The following is a 19,835-nucleotide window of genomic DNA, read 5'->3' on the forward strand; positions in this document are numbered from 1 at the left end:
TGAATGTTTGAATACTTAAGCCACTTTTGATGTCGCTGACACCAATTCATCGCGATATCGTTGAATATGTTCAACGATGGGTGCGGCTTTATTAAAGGTGCGGATTTCACGGAACAAATCTTGTGCTTCTGGGTAAGATTGACGCAAATAAGCGAACCATTGTTTCACTCGGTTCGGGTAGTACAGCCCTTTGTCGCCTTTTATTTCGAACTTAGAGTAGTAAATCAGCAATTCAACCACTTCCGGCCAAGACATAGGCTGGTGGTTGTGTTTCACCATGTTGCCTAAATTTGGAATGTTAAACGCACCTCGACAAACCATCAATGAGTCAACACCTGTGGTTTCAATGCAGCGTTGGCCGTCTTCGTGGTTCCAGATTTCACCATTGGCAATTAATGGAATAGAGAATCGCTCGCGGATCTTCGTAATGTATTCCCATTTGATCTCTGATGCTTTATAGCCGCCTTGTTTTGTACGAGCGTGGACCGTCAATTCATTTGCACCGGCCGACTGGATCGCATCGACAATTTCAAAGCAGTCTTCAGGATTTTCCCAACCCAGACGGATTTTCGCGCTCACCGGGATGTTTTCAGGAACGGCTTCTCTACAAGCTTTTACGACTTGGTGAACTAACTCTGGATGTTGTAGAAGTGCTGCGCCACCTTTGCTTTTGTTCACCATTTTTGCAGGGCAACCAAAGTTGATGTCGATACCGCGAGCGCCAAGTTCAGCAGCTTTGATAGCGTTCTCTGCCATCCAGTTTGGTTCTTGACCTAACAATTGCACATGTACTGGTACACCAGATTCGGTTTGGGAGCCTTGCAGAAGCTCAGGACACAAACGATGGAATACGTGATCCGGTAATAACTGGTCGATAACTCGAACGAATTCAGTAACGCAGAGATCATAGTCGTTTATTTCGGTCAAAATTTGGCGCATCAGATGGTCTAAAACGCCTTCCATTGGGCCTAATACAACTCGCATAGTTTGCCTAGTACAGTTTGGTGATAAAAGGAGGGCGATTGTAGCGATGTAAGCCTAGTTTGTCATTAAAAGACTCGAAGCGCGCAAACTTATCAAACCGGTATGCCGAGGTTACTTGAGTTAAAGCTCTGGGGTATAATGCCGGCAAATTTATGGGAAACCAGATGTCATGCAATATACATTGATTGAGAAGGGTGAGGTTCAACTAGATGAATCTTCACTGTTTATTGAAGGGGCGGTGTTAGCTGCAAACCTGACCACTAAGCCTTTGGCTCCAGAAACTTGGTTAGAGCCGCTATTCGGGGCTGACTTTAAAGCCATTCAACCAGCTGTTGAAGAGCAAATTCACAAGCAGCACAATCGTATTTTACGTAACGAGTATTCAGCACTCGCTCTGACAGACAATAACCCCGAGCAACTGGCTGATTTCGCGGAAGGATTTATGTCGGTTTGGCCGATGATTGAAGAACAGTGGCAAGGTACTGAGCTCAATGACGGCTTACAGCGCATGCTACAAGCTTTGCTCACGACGATGATGCTAGCGATCGATGAATCAGCGACTCAACAACACATGCGAGATGCGGGTATTGAGAACCCACCGGCACTGAGTGATTTGATTGATCAACTTGACTTGATGATCAGTGAGGCGGCATTGGGTGCAGACGAGCTCATGGTTGGAAACAAAGCAAAGAGTCTCAATCCATTTAAAGGTGTGGGCCGTAACGATCCTTGTCCATGCGAAAGTGGTAAAAAATTCAAGCAGTGTTGCGGTAAATAGTCAGCGTTCTGCTGGTTTTATACTAAAGATTGTGTAAAGTCGGCCACGAGGTCAATGCCAATCGTTTAATGATCTTATCCGAGTCATTCCAGCGAGCCCTAGCGAGACTAGGAATCTAATAGCAGCGCGCTGAGCAGCTAATGAAATAACTTTGGCCATAAAGTGCTCGGAAGTTAGATCCTGAATCACGCTCCTTCGTCGCTGTTCAGGAAGACGGGAGACTTAAACATGCCATTCGCTGTTAAGCGAATGGCATTAACCATGGGGTCTACTTTATTGACTCTAAGTTTAGAAAACTGGGAAGTTTAAAGAATAGGGTTCTTACGTCTTGCTGGGAAAAACTGAGCAATCACGACCAGAGCGAGAAAGACCAGATTACCCGCAAAAATGACCACTAACCACTGTGGCATCGATAGTGTGAAGAACTGCCACACAATCTCGGAACAATCTCCATAGGCTTCGAATAACCACGGCGCCCACTGGTTTAGCGGTGCCCAGCTTGGGAAAGTCACGAAGACATCACAAGTCGCAAATGGCGATGGGTTGAACTGATAATCGACGTGCTGTAGCGCAAGCAACAAGCCTTTGTAGGCACTAAGTCCCCAAGTGATCAGACCTAGCCATCGGAAGAGTGGGTTACTCGGTGAAATAAATCCGATAATTGCAGCTCCGCCAATGCCCAGCATAGCCACACGTTCGTAAATACACATTACACACGGCGCCAACATCATCACATGCTGAAAGTAGAGGGCACATGCTTCAAAGAAAATGATAAACAAGAGAAGAAGCATCCAAGATAAGCGCCCCTTGGAAAACTGATTGAGTGATCTAAAAATATTCACGGTTTCGATCCTGTCTGAAAAATAAAAAGCTCTGATTACTCAGAGCTTTTTATCGTGTATAAGTTTCTTAATCAACTTAAAAATTAATGTCCACCAGATACTGCTGGAGTTAAATCAACATTATGCAGAGATATCCAACCCGCTTCGTAGAAAGACGCGGTTGCTGGTTCTAAGAAGAACATAATCCCCATCAGACCTACAATTGCTAACACTACGGTATAAGGTAATGCCATGATCACCATTCGACCATAAGAAAGGCGAATAAGTGGTGCAAGTGCTGAAGTCAGCAAGAATAGAAACGCTGCTTGTCCGTTTGGCGTTGCAACTGAAGGCAGGTTAGTACCAGTGTTGATAGCCACAGCGAGCAAATCGAACTGCTCACGAGTAATCAAGCCTTCAACAAGAGCGGTTTTCACTTCGTTTATGTAAACCGTACCAACAAACACGTTGTCTGAAACCATGGATAGCAAACCGTTTGCGACATAGAACAGAGCAAGCTGGGTTCCTTTGTCTTCAACAGCAAGTACGGCATCAATAACCGGTTTAAATAGCTCTTGGTCGATGATGACAGCAACAACGGAGAAGAACACCGCAAGTAGAGAGGTAAACGGTAGCGCTTCTTCAAACGCTTTACCCATCGAGTGTTCGTCGATAACACCAGTAAATGACGTTGCTAGAATAATCACTGAAAGACCAATCAGGCCAACTGCTGCTAGGTGTAGTGCGAGAGCTACAATTAACCATACCGCGATAAAACCCTGAACCCAAAGTTTCGCGACATCTTGATTGGTACGAGTTTTACGCTCTTCGCGATCGTAGTCCACAAGAATTTGGCGAACATTGTTTGGCAGTTTTGAGCCGTAACCAAAGACTTTTAGTTTCTCTACCAGTGCACAAGTAATCAAGCCACAGAATAGTACTGGTAACGTCACTGGTGACATACGGATCAGGAATTCGCCGAAAAACCAGCCTGCCTGGTCAGCAATTATCAGGTTTTGGGGCTCACCAACCATTGTGGTTACACCACCCAGAGCTGTACCCACACCAGCATGCATGAGTAATGAACGTAAGAATGCGCGGTAGTTTTCTAGGTCATCACGAGTCAATTCGGTGATGGTGTCATCTTGTGTGTGGTCGTGGTCACCTAGAGGGCTACCTGACGCAACTTTGTGGTAAATCGAGTAGAAGCCCACTGCTACGCTGATAACAACAGCAATAACCGTCAATGCATCCAAGAATGCGGATAAAAAGGCCGCAGCAAAACAGAATGCAAGTGACAGTAACGTTTTTGAGCGAATACCAAGTAATATTTTGGTAAAAATAAACAGCAGAAGGTGTTTCATGAAGTAGATGCCAGCGACCATGAATATTAGAAGTAGCAACACTTCAATATTTGCTACCAATTCATGCTTCACTTGTGCAGGGCTAGTCATCCCAATTGCAATCGCTTCTATTGCGAGTAAACCACCGGGCTGTAATGGATAGCATTTTAATGCCATTGCTAGTGTGAAAATAAATTCCGCGACCAGCAACCAGCCAGCAACAAATGGACTGATAAAAAAGAATACAAGAGGGTTAATTATTAAGAAGGCTATAATGGCAACTTTGTACCAATCAGGCGCTTTACCTAGAAAGTTCTTGATAAAAGCGTTTCCGAGCGATATCGGCATGATAAATCTCTTTATAATAAATTTATGAATAGACACTACAAAATAGTGCATAAGTACTTGTTTGTTTGACTTATTAGCTAGTCTTTTAAAACAGTAACTTAGTAAAACAACAATCCTTTGTTTTATTGTAGTCTTGCCAAGTTACTTCCTTTGAACTTAAGCACCGCTCATTTTCGACCGCAAACTCTACACGCAGGTTTTTATTAGTCAATAACCAAGAGTAAGGCTTCTGACTTAAACGACTTTTTAGGTAAGCACGCGATCAAACGTGCGGCAGTATATCATGAAAGTTTTAGAAAACTCCTTTTGGAATTCTAAATGATGACTAGATACGAAAAAATATAATTTAACTCAGAAATTTGTTGAGTGAAGGCAAATTAATTTTTCATATTTTAAATATGAAAGTGTGACCAAAGTTTCGTTATTTTACGGGAAATTATGTTCACACTTTTAAAGTAAAATGTTGGTTTTACTTGTTAGACAGAGGTTATTAGTGATTCATTATTGAGACTCGATGTGGAGTTTTTGCTCTATATGCGGGTGTTTCAAATATTGTCCGTTAGTTTTCTCAAACCGTTAACTAGTGGTATGATGAGTAGTATCGACCCTCAAAAATCAATATTGGATAAAACGTAGAATGGTCATAAAGGCGAAAAGCCCTGCTGGATTTGCAGAAAAGTACATTATCGAGAGCATTTGGAACGGTCGTTTTCCTCCAGGCTCAATTTTACCTGCTGAGCGCGAGCTGTCTGAACTGATCGGTGTTACGCGTACGACGTTGCGAGAGGTTCTTCAACGATTAGCGCGTGATGGATGGTTGACTATCCAGCATGGCAAACCAACAAAAGTAAACCAATTCATGGAGACGTCAGGTCTGCATATTTTGGATACGCTGATGACATTAGATGTTGATAATGCGACGAATATTGTCGAAGATCTGCTTGCAGCACGTACCAATATCAGTCCAATCTTCATGCGCTATGCGTTCAAAGTAAATAAAGAAAGCTCTGAGCGAACCATCAAGAACGTGATTGAATCTTGTGAAGCGCTTATGAATGCTACTTCTTGGGATGAGTTTATTGCTTCTTCTCCTTACGCAGAGAAAGTAGTGCAAAACGTTAAAGAGGAAAACGAAAAAGACGAAGCGAAGCGAGAAGAGATCCTTATCGCTAAAACGTTTAACTTTTACGATTACATGCTGTTCCAACGTTTAGCATTCCATTCTGGTAATCAGATTTATGGTCTTATCTTTAATGGCTTGAAAAAGCTGTATGATCGTGTTGGCAGCTACTACTTCTCAAATCCGGCTTCTCGCGAGTTGGCGTTAAAATTTTACCGTCAGCTTCTGGAAACGTGTGAAAATGCTGAGCGTGATCAACTTCCTGTGGTCATTCGCCACTATGGTATCGAAAGCGCGTTGATCTGGAATGAGATGAAGAAGCAGTTGCCTACTAGCTTTACAGAAGATGATAGCTAAGTTTAATATTTGTTCATTCATATAAAAAAACCGCAGACAAAAATCTGCGGTTTTTTATTGTTTTTCTTAATCGTTAGGGGGTTACGCTAATGTGAGTCTGGGTAAAGGCAAATAAAGCGTTTCAACAATTGTAGAAAGCACATGGTCATAAGTATTAAAAATAGTTAAAGATAAGTCTGAGGTAATATCGTAGAGCTGTTCTTCTGTTAGTCCTGTGACTCTGCCTTCAACGTAGTCGTGTAGCGTCTGTATCGAGCGCACTGCGACTGGCGAAGCTATACTGAGCGGGGCGATGACAGCCAATTGATTGAGCTTACGAAGCATAATAGCTGCTGTGTTCTTTAAGCGTTCCTGATCGTACTCATCATCGAAGTCTCTGATGCAAATACGTAGCTGAGTGAGTGTCTCTAGGTTGTCTATGATGGCCTGCCAGCTAATATGGTATTCATCATGGAGTTCATCTCTTTGTTCGATAGCTAGCCAAGCGATAGTAACCTCATCCATTAAAAACAGGCAGTGACGGATTAGCTTACCATGTTCCATCTGATTGCGAGCCACACTGTTTTCTTTCCACTGCTCCAGCATTTTGCTTACATTTATCTGTAAGACTCGATACATAGGCTTGTTTTCTGAACGCGATGATTCAACAAGAAGATGCAATTTTTGCGTCAAAATCTGATTGAGCTCCTCTATTTCTTGTGCTTTATTTTTTTTGAATTGAATAGAGTAGTGCGTCGCAGCTCTGTGACGACGAAGTAGGTGTACTACATCACGTAGTAGTGTGAGCAACTGATATTTACTCGCATGCTGTTGCTCTCTTTTTGAGGAAAGGTGATAAATGCCCGCGAGAATTACTATAGACAGTAATGTCGAAATCAAAACAAACATGACTAACTCCTTGTTAGTTCTTAAGCCCTAGCTAAGATAGTCATGCAATAATTATTCCCAATCTGTTTTATATATAAACAGGGACTCATAGACCTAAATGGGTGGCTTTGCTCGTTTTTGGTGCGATAAATGCACTAGATTGTGAAATTGATCAAAAAATCCCCACCATGTTGGCGGGGATTCTGTGAAGCAAGTCTAACTCGGTAATGGCTAGGTTACATTACGCGCATACCAGGTTGAGCACCTTCGTGTGGCTCAAGGATCCATAGGTCACTGCCACCAGGGCCAGCTGCTAGGATCATGCCTTCAGACATACCAAACTTCATTTTACGCGGTTTTAGGTTAGCGACCATTACGGTTAGCTTGCCTTCTAGCTCTTCAGGTTTGTACGCTGACTTGATGCCAGAGAACACTTGACGAGTTTCACCACCAATATCCAATTGGAACTTAAGCAGTTTGTTTGCTTTTGGCACTTCTTCACAAGAGATGATGCGAGCGATACGCATATCTACTGCAGCAAAAGCGTCGAACTCAATCTCTTCAGCGATAGGATCTTTGTCTAGCTCAGTTTGGCGAGCCTTGTTCTTTTCCGCTTCAGCTTTCTCTTTCGCCGCCATTTCTGCCGCCGCATCTTCTTTTGACGCTTCGATCATCGCTTCGATGTTCTTAGGATCAATACGGTTGAACAGTGCTTTGAACTTAGTGATTTCGTGGTCTGTTAGTGGCGCAGCGATGTTTTCCCAAGTCAGCTCTTGGTTTAGGAACGCTTCAGTACGTGCTGCAAGCGCTGGCATGACTGGTTTTAGGTAAGTCATTAATACGCGGAACAGGTTGATACCGACAGAACAGATATCTTGCAGTTGCTGATCTTTGCCTTCTTCTTTTGCTACAACCCACGGTGCTTTTTCGTCAACGTATTGGTTAGCTTTGTCTGCCAATGCAGTGATTTCGCGGATTGCACGACCAAATTCACGCGTCTCGTAAAGCTCAGCGATACGGTCAGCCGCAGCAACGAACTCGTTGTACAGCTCTGGCTCTGCAAAGTTGTCAGACAGCTTGCCTTCAAAACGTTTTGCGATGAAGCCAGCGTTACGTGATGCCAGGTTAACGATCTTGTTCACAACGTCAGCGTTGACGCGCTGAGTGAAGTCTTCAAGGTTAAGGTCCAGGTCATCGATACGGCTGTTTAGCTTCGCCGCATAGTAGTAACGTAAACATTCTGGGTCTAGGTGATCTAGGTACGTGCTCGCTTTGACGAAGGTACCTTTAGACTTAGACATTTTCGCGCCGTTTACCGTTACATAACCGTGTACGAATACGTTGTTCGGCTTGCGGAAGCCAGAACCTTCTAGCATTGCTGGCCAGAATAGGCTGTGGAAGTAAACGATGTCTTTACCGATGAAGTGGTAAAGTTCAGTAGAGCTGTCTTTATTCCAGTATTCGTCAAAGTCTAGGTCGTCGCGCTTGTCACATAGGTTTTTGAAAGAACCCATGTAGCCGATAGGTGCGTCTAGCCATACGTAGAAGAACTTGTTCTTTTCACCTGGGATTTCGAAACCAAAGTAAGGCGCATCACGTGAGATATCCCATTGTTGCAGACCAGATTCAAACCACTCTTGCATCTTGTTCGCGGTTTCCGCTTGCAGAGAGCCAGAGCGAGTCCACTCTTTTAGCATGCTTTCAAACTGAGGCAAGTCGAAGAAGAAGTGCTCAGAATCTTTCATTACTGGCGTCGCACCAGAAACGGCAGATTTAGGATTGATCAGTTCTGTCGGGCTGTAGGTCTCACCACAGTTGTCACAGTTGTCACCGTACTGGTCTTCAGACTTACATTTCGGGCAGGTGCCTTTTACGAAACGGTCCGGTAGGAACATCTCTTTTTCTGGGTCGAACAACTGAGAAATCGTGCGGCTAGAAATAAAGCCGTTTTTCTTAAGTTCCAGGTAGATATGCGAAGCCAGTTCGCGGTTCTCTTCTGAGTGCGTGCTGTGGTAGTTATCAAAGCTGATATCAAAGCCAGCAAAGTCTTTTTGGTGCTCTTCGCTAACGGCAGCAATCATCTCTTCAGGAGTAATACCCATCTGTTGCGCTTTAAGCATGATTGGCGTGCCGTGAGCATCGTCAGCACAGATGAAGTTTACAGTGTTGCCGCGTAGGCGTTGGTAACGAACCCAAATGTCCGCTTGGATATGCTCAAGCATATGGCCAAGGTGGATCGAACCGTTAGCGTACGGAAGGGCACAAGTTACCAGCATTTTTCTTGAAGAAAGAGGTCTTGGATCGTTTGCCATACTTAATATTCGCTTTTCTTGATAGGTATAAAGATTTTTGATGGATAATACTACCCCATGAGCTCACTAACTCCAAGGTGTCAAACTGCGGAATGCCTTAGTTTTTTTGGGGTTCTGATTACGCTAGGTCGGTGGTAGCATGGGACTCAAAAGGAGGGCGTATGCATCAGTTCACTTCAAAACAAGATTTTTGTGATTGGTTTAATCAATTTCAACACCCACTGCTGGTGGATAATTGGTCAGATATTAGTGGTGTCGTAACGATAACAGCACAAGGTGGTGTTGATATTACTTTGCCATTTGCAAGTAATGATCTTAAAACGTCGCTACACCAATGGGTTACGCAGCAGCAAAGCTCCGGCGCTGTGCCTGAGTTTGCGTTTCAAATTGAATTGAGCGTTAAGGCTCTGGAAACGCATGTGACCAATAGTGTTAAAGGGGTAAAAAACATTATTGCGGTCAGCTCGGCGAAGGGCGGCGTAGGTAAGTCAACCACTGCTGTTAACTTAGCGTTGGCTATCGCGCAATCTGGTGCAAAAGTTGGTCTGCTGGATGCGGACATCTATGGCCCTTCGGTCCCTATGATGCTTGGCCAGGAAGATGCTAAACCAGAAGTCCGTGATTCAAAATGGATGGAGCCTATTTTGGCTCATGGGATCTATACTCATTCTATTGGTTATCTGGTGGACAAGTCTGAAGCGGCGATTTGGCGTGGTCCTATGGCTTCGAAAGCGTTGTCTCAATTGCTTACCGAGACCGACTGGCCTGAGTTGGACTACTTGGTTATCGACATGCCGCCAGGTACCGGGGATATACAGCTTACGTTGTCACAGCAAATTCCAGTAACAGGAACAGTATTGGTGACGACACCACAAGACCTGGCATTGGCTGATGCACGTAAAGGTGCAGCAATGTTTAACAAAGTGAATGTGCCAGTTGTGGGTGTGGTAGAAAATATGAGTTATCACATCTGTAGCCAATGTGGTGCGACTGAGCATATCTTTGGAATGGGTGGGGCTGAGAAAATGTGTCAGGAGTTTGGTTTAGCGCTGTTAGGTCAAATCCCATTGCATATCTCGATGCGAGAAGACATTGATGCTGGGGTCCCAACGGTGGCGAGAAGACCAGACAGTGAGCATGCTGGCTATTATAAACAGCTAGCAGATCGTGTATGCAGCACGATGTATTGGCAGGGCAAAGCCAAGCCAGATGCAATCAGTTTTACAATGGTGAATTAATTCTTAACTAAGTTTGTTAAGTTTTGTGGTTGAAAGTTGCGCATTTTAACGTTTGCCCGGAGGTTAATCCTTCGGGTCGTTAGAAACTTACAACTAAACTCCAATTCCAGCTAGTAACTAAGAGGTGAACTCCCTATAATCACGCGGTTTACCTTTTTATGTCACTAGAAATCATCATCGGGTGCAAATTAATGTCTGATAATAATCATTGCGTCATCGTAGGTATTGCTGGCGCTTCTGCTTCTGGAAAAAGTCTGATCGCGAGCACCATTTACAATGAGCTTCGCGAAAAAGTAGGCGATCATCAAATCGGTGTCATCACGGAAGATTGCTACTACAACGACCAAAGCCACCTAAGCATGGAAGATCGAGTAAAGACTAACTACGACCACCCGAGTGCGTTAGACCACGATCTGCTGTGTGAGCACCTCGAAAAGTTAGTTCGCGGTGAAGCAGTAGAAGTACCTGAGTACAGCTACACTGAGCACACCAGAACAAGTCACACTACTACATTGACGCCTAAAAAGGTCATTATTCTAGAAGGCATTCTTCTTCTTACTGATCCTCGATTACGTGACCTAATGCATGCGACCGTATTTATGGATACGCCGTTAGATATCTGTCTGCTTCGTCGTGTTAAGCGCGATGTTGAAGAGCGTGGTCGAACAATGGAATCCGTTCTGAAGCAATATCAACAGACAGTGCGTCCGATGTTCATGCAGTTTATCGAACCTTCTAAGCAATATGCGGATATCATTGTTCCTCGTGGTGGTAAAAACCGCATCGCGATTGACGTACTTAAAGCTCATATTGCAAGACTTTTGAAAGCATAAGCCTCTAAACAGCTATATCGCTTTATTTTTGTAAAAAGAAGTGGCACCTTAGGTGTTACTTCTTTTTTTTGTTTTTAAATTAATCAGTTGCACTACAATAAAGGATAAATTAACGCTTTCATGGAACTGTCAGCGATAGAACAAATCAACTATTATGAATTAAAAAACACACGAGCAAGGATAAACAAATGAAGAAACTGCTCTTAATTATTGCAATACCAGTTGTGCTAGTTGTTGGGGCGATTCTCGCTTTAACTATTTTTGTAAACCCTAATCAATTTAAGCCCCTTATCGTTGAACAAGCCCAAAAGCAAACGGGATTGGAGTTAGTGATAGAAGGGGACCTAAGCTGGCAATTTTTCCCGTCCATTGGTCTTGAGCTAGGTCGTACCGAACTAAGAAACCCACAAGGCTTCAGTCAGCCAAATCTGTTCAAAGTGGATACCGTGAGCGTAGATGTGTCGGTTACTCCGTTGTTCAGCAAGCAGTTGGAAATTGGTAATGTCACACTTGATGGCGCCGAGTTTTATCTTGAAACCAAGCAGGATGGCAGCAAAAACATTGATGCACTGACAAAAGCGCAACAGTCGCAACAAACGGATAATGCTGCATCGGAACAGAGCACAGAAACTCAGCAGTCAGGTTCTGATTGGGCGATCAACCTTGCTGGTGTAACGGTCTCTAATGGCTCTTTAGAGATTCAGGATAAGCAAGCCGACAGTTACACTAAGCTGTATGATATTTCTCTCAACCTTTCTGAATTTGCTTTTGACAATTGGACGACAGCAGATTTCGCTATAAAAGGTGAGATGAATGACCAGAAGTTCACCGCGCAAGGTCAGGCGGACTTTAAGCTAGCTAAAGGTCTCGCTAGTTATGAGCTAAAGGAAATCAAGTTTGATGCCACTTACGCCGATCCAAGCAACAATATTGAATCGGCTAATATCACTTTGGATACTTTTGCATTTGATACCGTTAATAACCTTAGCTATGCCCTGAAAGGCAGTGCTGCAGATATGAAGTTGGACATGCAAGGCGCCGCTCAACTCAGTGTCGACAACGCGATCAGCAAAGTACAATTAGACAAGTTATCACTTAAATCGACATTCGAAGGCGATACTCTGCCTCAATCACCAATGAAGGTGGATATGCTGTCTGATTTGTCTTTTGATCTGAACAAGAACCACTTGAGTTTTGTGTTGCAGAAGCTCACAGCAAATGCTATCGAACTAGACGGCAAAGCGGATGTGACGTTGAGCGATATCCCGAAAGTGCGTTTTGCGCTGCATAGTCCAAATATTGATTTGGATGAATTCCTAGGGCTCAACCAACAATCTGGTGACAAATCGGCATCAACTAGCGAAACCAGCCAAACAAGCCCTGAAGTAGAACCTGATTTGTCGGCACTGAAGACACTGGATGTAAAAGGTGACATCACGATAGACAACTTCAAAGCGGCAAATGCAAAAATGGAGGCCGTGAAAGCAAGCTTTGCAGTCAACCGTGGCGTTGCTGAACTGACGTCATTCAGCTCAAAACTTTATCAAGGTTCAATTAACGCGAAAGCACAATTGGATGCTCGTCAAACACCAGCGACATACATTGCGACGAGTACGATTAAAGGGGTTAAAGTACAGCCGTTATTAGTGGATGTTGCAGACAACGATAAGTTGGAAGGTACCGGTAATATTGATATCAACGTCAAAGGTAGCAGTCTGACACCGACGGGTATTAAAACGAACCTAGTAGGTACGGTGGCGATTAACTTTGCCGATGGTGCGGTGCATGGCATCAACGTGGCGCAATTAATCCGGGAAAACTACGCAAAATTCAAAGGTCAGGCGGTTGAAGGCACTAAGGAAGTGAAGAAGACTGACTTCAGTGCGATGACAGCGACGTTGAAGCTAAACAAAGGCGTTGTATCAACGGATGATATGAAAGCACAGTCACCGCTGCTTCGTGTACGTGGTAATGGTAAAGCCAATTACCTAAACGAAACGGTCGACTTCACTATCAGCACTTCTATTGTTGGTACGCTAGAAGGGCAAGGTGGTAAGAATATCGATGAGCTGAAAGACATTACCATTCCAATCAATGTGTCTGGTAAATGGGCAGACCCTAAATTCAAACTGGTATTCGATGATGTGCTGAAACAAAAAGCACAAAAAGAAATTGACCGTGGTGTAGAGAAACTGACGGACAAGATCAAAGACGAAAAGACTAAAGAAGCAGTAGACAGTCTGATCAAAGATCTTTTTAATTAAGTTAAGTAAATGAAGGTCCTAGGCTCCTGAGTTCTGGGGCCTAGGAAAAGATTATTGGATTACGGAACGCTTCGCTCACAGAATACGGAGTACAGATAGTGACTCTGTATTCTGTATTCTGTAATCCGGATTCCAGACCAACAAACACCAATGCTAATAAAGAGATACGGAGCCACGAGAGGGCTCCCCTAGGACCTTTCAGTACTCCGTAATCCGTATTCCAAGCCCACAAACACATAAGCGAACCAAGAAATACAAAAGTCTCCGGTGAGATCATCTAGGACCTAGGACCTTCTTTTACCAATCGACACCTTTCAAGGCTTTTACGCCAGACTCAAAAGCGTGTTTTACGTTTTTCACTTCAGATACGGTGTCGGCCATTTCAATCAAAGTACGATGCGCACCGCGTCCTGTTATGACGACGGACTGCATTTTAGGGCGATTGTTGAGTGCTTCCACAACCTCATCTAAATCTATGTAGCCGTAACTAACCATGTAAGTCAGTTCGTCAAACAGAACGACATCGAGCGATTCATCTTGCAGCATACGCTTACACTCTTGCCAGACCAATTGCGCCGCTTCAGTGTCTGCCGCTTTGTTTTGAGTCTCCCAGGTAAAGCCTGTCGCCATAACTTGAAACTCAACACCTAATTTCTCAAGCAGGTTACGTTCGCCGTTATCCCAAGTGCCTTTAATAAACTGAGCTACTGCGCAATTCAAACCATGCCCTACAGCACGAGCAACAGTGCCAAAGCCAGACGTTGATTTACCCTTGCCATTTCCGGTAATAATAAGGAGCAAGCCTTTTTCTTCCTGGGCGGCCGCGATTTTAGCGTCTACCTGTTCTTTCACTTTCTGTTGGCGAGCCTTGTGACGGGCTTCTTTATTTTCTTCGATAGACATATCAGTACCTCAATTCCTTTTATTACACCCAAGGTTCGGTGTTAACTTGGGTTAGTCGTATTATGTCGCTATGATAGATCAACAAGTGACTCAGAAAAACCACCGATAATTCAGGGAATAAAATGAAGAAAATACTCGTTGTTTGTATGGGAAATATTTGTCGTTCACCGACCGGAGAGGCGGTAATGAGAGCAAAAGCAAACGAGCTTGGTCTTCCGGTAGAAGTTGACTCGGCAGGGACCATTGGTTACCACACAGGAAATTCACCAGACACGCGCGCGATGGTGGCAGGTAAACAGCGAGGCTACTCGTTTAAAGGCATGAAAGCACGTCAGGTTAAAAGTGAAGACTTCGAATACTTTGATATGGTATTGGCGGCAGACAAAGCCAATTTAGCCGATCTTCTGGATATTTGTCCTGTTGAGCTCCGACATAAACTCTCTTTGTTTCTTAGTCACTCTGATTCCAGTTATGACGAAATTCCTGACCCATACTACGGTGGGGACGATGGCTTCGAGTTGGTACTGGATCTAATTGAAGAGGCGTCAGAAGTCATTTTGAAGAAGTTGTGAATGCTGGGCAGCCAGCCAAATAAAAAGGGATGAGTTCGACTCATCCCTTTTGCTATTTATTTTTCAATGCTATTAGCCAGCTAACAAGTCGGTTGCAACTTTGTAGCTAGGGTCTTCTTTAACATTGATTTCTACCAGACTGCCCGCTTTATCGAGAAGTTTACGGCAATCCGGGCTTAAGTGGCGCAGATGAAGTGTCTTGCCAAGCACCGCGTAGCGTTCTGCCAGCGTTTCAATCGCTTCTATTGCCGAGTGGTCAGTCACTCGTGAGTCAGCAAAGTCGACAATAATATCTTTCGGGTCGTCTTGCGCGTTGAACAGTTCAAGGAAGTTCGCAGCAGAACCAAAGAAGATAGGGCCATGGATTTTGTATTCTTTTGAACCTTCTTCATTCAGGCATGTGTCAGCGTAGATGTGTTTAGCATGCTGCCAGGCAAACATCAGGGCAGAAGCGATAACACCGACGCCTACAGCAACAGCCAGATCGGTAAGTACGGTCACAACAGTAACCAATACGATAACGAAGAAGTCCTGTTTTGGTACGCGGCGCGCCAGTTTAAATGTCGCCCATTCGAATGTACCGATGACAACCATAAACATCACACCAACAAGTGCAGCGAGAGGAATCATCTCGATCAACGAAGATGCGAACAGAATAAACATCAACAACGCAACTGCGGCAACGATACCAGATAGACGACCACGACCACCTGAGTTAACGTTGATCATCGATTGACCAATCATCGCACAACCACCCATCGCACCGAATACGGAACAAGTCATGTTAGCCATACCTTGGCCAATACATTCACGGTTAGATTGGCCGCGTGTGTTTGTCATTTCATCCAATACCGTCAGCGTCAACAATGACTCGATCAGACCGATTGCAGCCAAAATAATCGCGTAAGGCAGGATGATTTGCAGAGTTTCGAGCGTGAATGGCACCATTGGAATAGAGAATGTTGGTAGAGAGCCTGCTAGAGTTGCAGCTTCATCACCAGACATGGTACGCAAGAAATCAACAACAGTACGGGTTTCAAGATCTAAACCAACCACAAGCGCGGTAACCGTTACGATAGCGACCAGCGAAGATGGTACAGCCGTAGTGATTTTAGGTAAGAAATGAATGATCGCCATTGTCAGTGCAACCAAACCAAGCATGAGCATCATCTGCTCTTGTGGTAACCAAGTCAAAATGCCGTTGATGTCAGGCGCTTTAAATTGGCCTAGCTGAGCCAGGAAGATAACGATAGCTAAGCCGTTTACGAAGCCGATCATCACTGGGTGCGGAACGATTCGGATAAACTTACCTAACTTGAACAGACCAGCGGCAACCTGAAGAATACCCGCGAGCATAATCGCTGCGAATAGGTATTGGACACCATGGCTGGCAACAAGAGATACCATTACAACGGCCATTGCGCCTGTTGCACCGGAAATCATACCTGGACGACCACCAAAGATAGAAGTGATCAAACCAACGATAAATGCAGCGTAAAGACCAACCATTGGGTCTACACCAGCAACGAATGCGAATGCGACAGCTTCAGGAACCAATGCCAATGCAACAGTTAAACCTGAGAGCACATCATTTTTTACAGAGTGCTTTGAAAATTGCGGAAATTCGAACATGTTTGTATTAAGTTCTCGTTGAGATGAGTTTATCCCGACACATATTCTTATTTGCACAAGCCACTGAGAGGTGGGTTTGTCATCCGCTCACTCAGTGTAAATCGGAGTAGTAAAGGAGTGGCATTAGAATGGTGTCGAAAACTTTAGTCGGCGAATGCTACCGAAAAGTGTGATTAAGTTCAAGAATGACACGTATATTGACCCACAATTGTGATCAATCATTGATATTAAATTGAACAATGAAAGTTGATTCGGCGGAAAATAAAAAAGGCTGCCATTTGGCAGCCTTTTTATTTGCTTTTCAGCTAATTACTAACTCAAACTAGTTGAAGTTTGGTTTAGTCATCGCTGCAGAAGCTCGGTTTTTCGCTACTTGACTACCTGCGCCTTTTGGCTGGTAGCGATCAGCTTTAAATGGTGCCGCAGCAACTTCAATTTCACGCAGCTCTTGAGGGCCCGGTGCTTTTGTCATTGGTGCACTTGCGTTTGGCTTAGCGACTGCTTTGGTCACATCCACGACAATCTCCTGAACTTCAGCAGGAGCTGGTGTTTTCACCTCTTCTACCGTTTCAGTGGTTTCAGCAACAGCTTCAACTACTGGTTCTACAGGTTGTTCTGTTGTTGTCGTTTCTGCTACTGGTTCAGTTACTTCAACAACTGGTGCCTTTTCTTCAACGATTGGTGTCGCAGGTGCTTTCTCAACAACAGCAGGTTCACTAACCATTGGTTCAATAACAGGCGCTTCAACTTTAACCGCTTCTTGAGCTTTAGGCTCTGCAACGACTGGCAGTTCACGACGAACAATCACTTTACCCATTGCCATTTCAGGGCAAGCGAAACCACCTTGCATTGTCGGTACTGCAGCGGCTACTGCTTCTTCCTTAACTCGCTCTTCCTTCTTCGGCGCTGGTTTTGGAACGTAACGCGGCATCACTTTACCCATCGCCATTTCTGGAGATGCAACACCACCTTTACGCAGGCGGAATGGGTTAGGGCGACGATCGCGACCGCGGCGACGACGTTGACCACTTGCACGAAGGTGACGCGGTGAACGACGATTACGACGCTGTTTTGACTCGGCTTGCTTGCCTTCTTGCTGAGTTTCTACTGCCTCTACTACTGGTTTCTCTGCTGGTGCTTCAACAGACTCAGTAGCTTTAACTAGTGTTTCTTCAGCTTGTTCAGCAGCCTGCTGATCTTTAACGCGAACCGATTTGTTTAGTTTACGACGTTGGCGACGTTCTTTAACTTTTTCTGTTTTAGCGTTAGCGTTTGGTTTCGCTTTGCTGCTTTCAGGTTTTGTTTCAGAACGAGCTTCGGCTGCAAGTTGAAGGCCTTTTTCCGCTACTTTTGCATTCGGTTTTTGCTCTTGAGCATTTTCTGCTTGTTGAGCTCTAGGCTTACGCTTCTGGTTACGGTTTTGCTGTTTATTGCCAGTTGCTTGTTGCTGCTGAGTATTATTCTGCTCAGTAGCTTGCTCGTCGCGAGGCTTACGACGGCGACGGTTATCGCGGTTATCTCGATTATCTCGATTGTCGCGGTTATCACGTTGATTACTACGACGGCGATCGTTGCGATCTCGCTTATTACGCTTGTTGTCGCGACTAGGTTTTTTCTCTTCTTGTTGTTTCGGCTCTTCTTTTACTTCTTGAGAACCGCCGAATAAGAAGCTACCAAGCGCTTTGAATAAACGGCTAAACAGACCAGGCGAAGCTTCTTTCTTCACTTCCTCGCTTTCCTTCTTCTTCGCCACTGGTGCTGGTTTAGAAGCTGGAGCAGGTGCAGATTGTGAAGGTGCAGCAAAGCCCTTAAGTACTGGTTCTTCTAGTCGCTTAGGTTTAACGTCTGTTTCTACTGGTTCTTTACCTTCCGCTTCTTTCAACGCTTCCAGTTTCTTAGGAAGTAGGTAAGAAATCAGATCAAACTCTTCGCCTTCACGGACACGAATAACTTCGAAGTGCGGTGTTTCCATATCAGAGTTAGGAACAACCGTAATTTTCACTTCTTGAATGCGTTCGATATGGTTAACCGAGCGACGTTTTTCGTTCAATAGGTAAGAAGCGATTGGTACTGGAACGACAGCCAATACTTGCGCAGTATTGTCTTTCAGTGCTTCCTCTTCGATTAAACGAAGAACAGAAAGTGCCAGAGATTCGTTGTCACGTACAACACCTGTACCACTACAACGTGGACAAATGTGGTGGCTCGCTTCTGCAAGAGAAGGGCTCAAACGTTGACGAGACATCTCCAACAAACCGAAACGAGAGATACGGCCAATTTGTACGCGAGCACGGTCTAAACGAACGGCCTCACGCAGACGGTTTTCGACTTCACGCTGGTGGCGAACAGGTGTCATATCGATAAAGTCGATAACCACCAGACCACCCAGGTCACGTAGGCGTAGCTGACGAGCGATCTCATCGGCTGCTTCTAAGTTAGTATTCAGTGCCGTCTCTTCGATATCACCGCCCTTAGTTGCGCGAGCAGAGTTGATATCGATAGAAGTCAATGCTTCTGTTGGGTCGATAACAATTGAACCACCAGATGGCAGGCGGACTTCACGCTGGAAAGCAGATTCAATCTGGCTTTCGATTTGGTAGTGGCTGAACAGTGGCACTTCGCCGTCGTATTTCTTAACGCGGTTAATAAAATCAGGGCGAACCAATTGAATGTGCGCTTTTGCACGCTCATAAATGGTGTTGCTATCGATGAGGATTTCACCAATATCACGACGTAAATAGTCACGGATTGCACGAACAATAACGTTACTTTCCTGGTGGATCAGGAATGGAGCAGGGTTAGAGTCTGCTGCACCTTTGATCGCTCCCCAATGGTTTAGTAGTACGTTCAAATCCCATTCAAGTTCTTCTGCACTCTTACCAACACCTGCGGTACGCACGATCAGACCCATGCCTTGTGGCAGTTCTAATGTACTTAATGCCGCTTTTAGTTGAGTACGCTCGTCACCTTCGATACGGCGAGAGATACCGCCAGCACGAGGGTTATTAGGCATAAGAACAAGGTAGCTACCTGCTAGAGAAATGAAAGTAGTCAGAGCGGCGCCCTTGCTACCACGTTCCTCTTTTTCCACTTGTACAATTACTTCCTGGCCTTCTGTCAGCACTTCTTTAATGCTTGGACGGCCTTGGTAGGTGTAACCTTCTGGGAAATATTCGCGGGCAATTTCTTTGAGAGGGAGGAAACCGTGACGCTCAGCACCGTAATCAACAAATGCGGCTTCTAAGCTTGGTTCAATACGTGTGATACGTCCTTTGTAGATATTCGCTTTTTTTGATTCATGTCCTGGACTCTCGATATCAAGATCGAAAAGTCGCTGGCCATCAACCAGAGCGACACGCAACTCTTCTTTTTGAGTTGCGTTAATTAACATTCTTTTCATTGAAAATTCTCGTTGTCTTTTCTTTTATATCTTTCTTGTAGACTTGCCACTGTTTTTTCGCTT

Annotated in this window: 14 protein-coding genes; 6 read left to right on the top strand and 8 right to left on the bottom strand. The window is 44.6% G+C overall.

Annotation, left to right across the window (positions count from 1 at the left end):
- Window positions 1–15: 15 nt before the first annotated feature.
- A complete protein-coding gene (gene dusC / locus OO774_RS05160) occupies window positions 16–984 on the bottom strand; it encodes a tRNA dihydrouridine(16) synthase DusC (protein WP_264905267.1) in 969 nt (322 codons plus the stop codon).
- 169 nt (window positions 985–1,153) lie between these two features.
- Here dusC and OO774_RS05165 point away from each other — a divergent pair, with 169 nt between their 5' ends.
- Window positions 1,154–1,762, top strand: a complete 609-nt coding sequence (locus OO774_RS05165; RefSeq protein ID WP_264905269.1) for an SEC-C metal-binding domain-containing protein — start codon at window positions 1,154–1,156, stop codon at window positions 1,760–1,762.
- A 305-nt stretch (window positions 1,763–2,067) separates the two neighbouring features.
- Here OO774_RS05165 and dsbB read toward each other — a convergent pair whose 3' ends face one another.
- The gene (gene dsbB / locus OO774_RS05170) at window positions 2,068–2,604 is read right to left on the bottom strand and encodes a disulfide bond formation protein DsbB (RefSeq protein WP_264905271.1); all 537 of its coding nucleotides are present in this window, start codon (window positions 2,602–2,604) and stop codon (window positions 2,068–2,070) included.
- Between the two features lie 83 nt (window positions 2,605–2,687).
- Window positions 2,688–4,274: a Na(+)/H(+) antiporter NhaB gene (nhaB, locus tag OO774_RS05175; RefSeq protein ID WP_264905272.1), complete on the bottom strand. Its 1,587-nt coding sequence runs from the start codon at window positions 4,272–4,274 to the stop codon at window positions 2,688–2,690.
- A gap of 637 nt (window positions 4,275–4,911) precedes the next feature.
- On the opposite strand from nhaB, the gene fadR reads away from it, so the two are divergent.
- Window positions 4,912–5,751, top strand: coding sequence for a fatty acid metabolism transcriptional regulator FadR (gene fadR / locus OO774_RS05180; protein WP_264905273.1), 840 nt, complete (start codon window positions 4,912–4,914; stop codon window positions 5,749–5,751).
- Between the two features lie 81 nt (window positions 5,752–5,832).
- Here the strand turns inward: fadR and OO774_RS05185 are convergent, their stop codons facing one another.
- Together OO774_RS05185 and metG are read right to left on the bottom strand one after the other, a co-directional pair.
- Window positions 5,833–6,639, bottom strand: coding sequence for a hypothetical protein (locus tag OO774_RS05185; protein ID WP_264905275.1), 807 nt, complete (start codon window positions 6,637–6,639; stop codon window positions 5,833–5,835).
- Window positions 6,640–6,854: 215 nt separating this feature from the next.
- On the bottom strand, window positions 6,855–8,930 hold the full coding sequence (gene metG, locus OO774_RS05190; RefSeq protein WP_264905277.1) for a methionine--tRNA ligase: 2,076 nt from the start codon (window positions 8,928–8,930) through the stop codon (window positions 6,855–6,857).
- A 161-nt stretch (window positions 8,931–9,091) separates the two neighbouring features.
- Between metG and apbC the strand changes: the two genes are divergently transcribed.
- From apbC to OO774_RS05205, 3 genes are all read left to right on the top strand, one after another.
- Window positions 9,092–10,168 carry an iron-sulfur cluster carrier protein ApbC gene (gene apbC / locus OO774_RS05195; RefSeq protein WP_264905279.1) on the top strand — a complete coding sequence of 359 codons (1,077 nt, stop codon included), beginning with the start codon at window positions 9,092–9,094 and terminating at the stop codon, window positions 10,166–10,168.
- Window positions 10,169–10,359: 191 nt separating this feature from the next.
- Entirely contained in the window at window positions 10,360–11,001 is a 642-nt protein-coding gene (gene udk, locus OO774_RS05200) for a uridine kinase (RefSeq protein WP_014232504.1), read from the top strand.
- 188 nt (window positions 11,002–11,189) lie between these two features.
- Complete coding sequence (locus OO774_RS05205) at window positions 11,190–13,265, top strand: AsmA family protein (RefSeq protein ID WP_264905281.1); 2,076 nt, start codon at window positions 11,190–11,192, stop codon at window positions 13,263–13,265.
- Between the two features lie 297 nt (window positions 13,266–13,562).
- Here OO774_RS05205 and cobO read toward each other — a convergent pair whose 3' ends face one another.
- On the bottom strand, window positions 13,563–14,168 hold the full coding sequence (cobO, locus tag OO774_RS05210) for a cob(I)yrinic acid a,c-diamide adenosyltransferase (RefSeq protein ID WP_014232502.1): 606 nt from the start codon (window positions 14,166–14,168) through the stop codon (window positions 13,563–13,565).
- 122 nt (window positions 14,169–14,290) lie between these two features.
- On the opposite strand from cobO, the gene OO774_RS05215 reads away from it, so the two are divergent.
- Window positions 14,291–14,740: a low molecular weight protein-tyrosine-phosphatase gene (locus tag OO774_RS05215; protein ID WP_264905283.1), complete on the top strand. Its 450-nt coding sequence runs from the start codon at window positions 14,291–14,293 to the stop codon at window positions 14,738–14,740.
- Window positions 14,741–14,812: 72 nt separating this feature from the next.
- On the opposite strand, the gene OO774_RS05220 is transcribed toward OO774_RS05215, so the two are convergent.
- Both OO774_RS05220 and rne read right to left on the bottom strand, forming a co-directional pair.
- Entirely contained in the window at window positions 14,813–16,372 is a 1,560-nt protein-coding gene (locus tag OO774_RS05220) for a SulP family inorganic anion transporter (RefSeq protein WP_264905285.1), read from the bottom strand.
- Window positions 16,373–16,694: 322 nt separating this feature from the next.
- Entirely contained in the window at window positions 16,695–19,772 is a 3,078-nt protein-coding gene (gene rne / locus OO774_RS05225) for a ribonuclease E (protein WP_264905287.1), read from the bottom strand.
- Between the last annotated feature and the right edge of the window lie 63 nt (window positions 19,773–19,835).

It is taken from the genome of Vibrio sp. STUT-A11 (assembly GCF_026000435.1).
Taxonomy (GTDB): Bacteria; Pseudomonadota; Gammaproteobacteria; order Enterobacterales; family Vibrionaceae; genus Vibrio.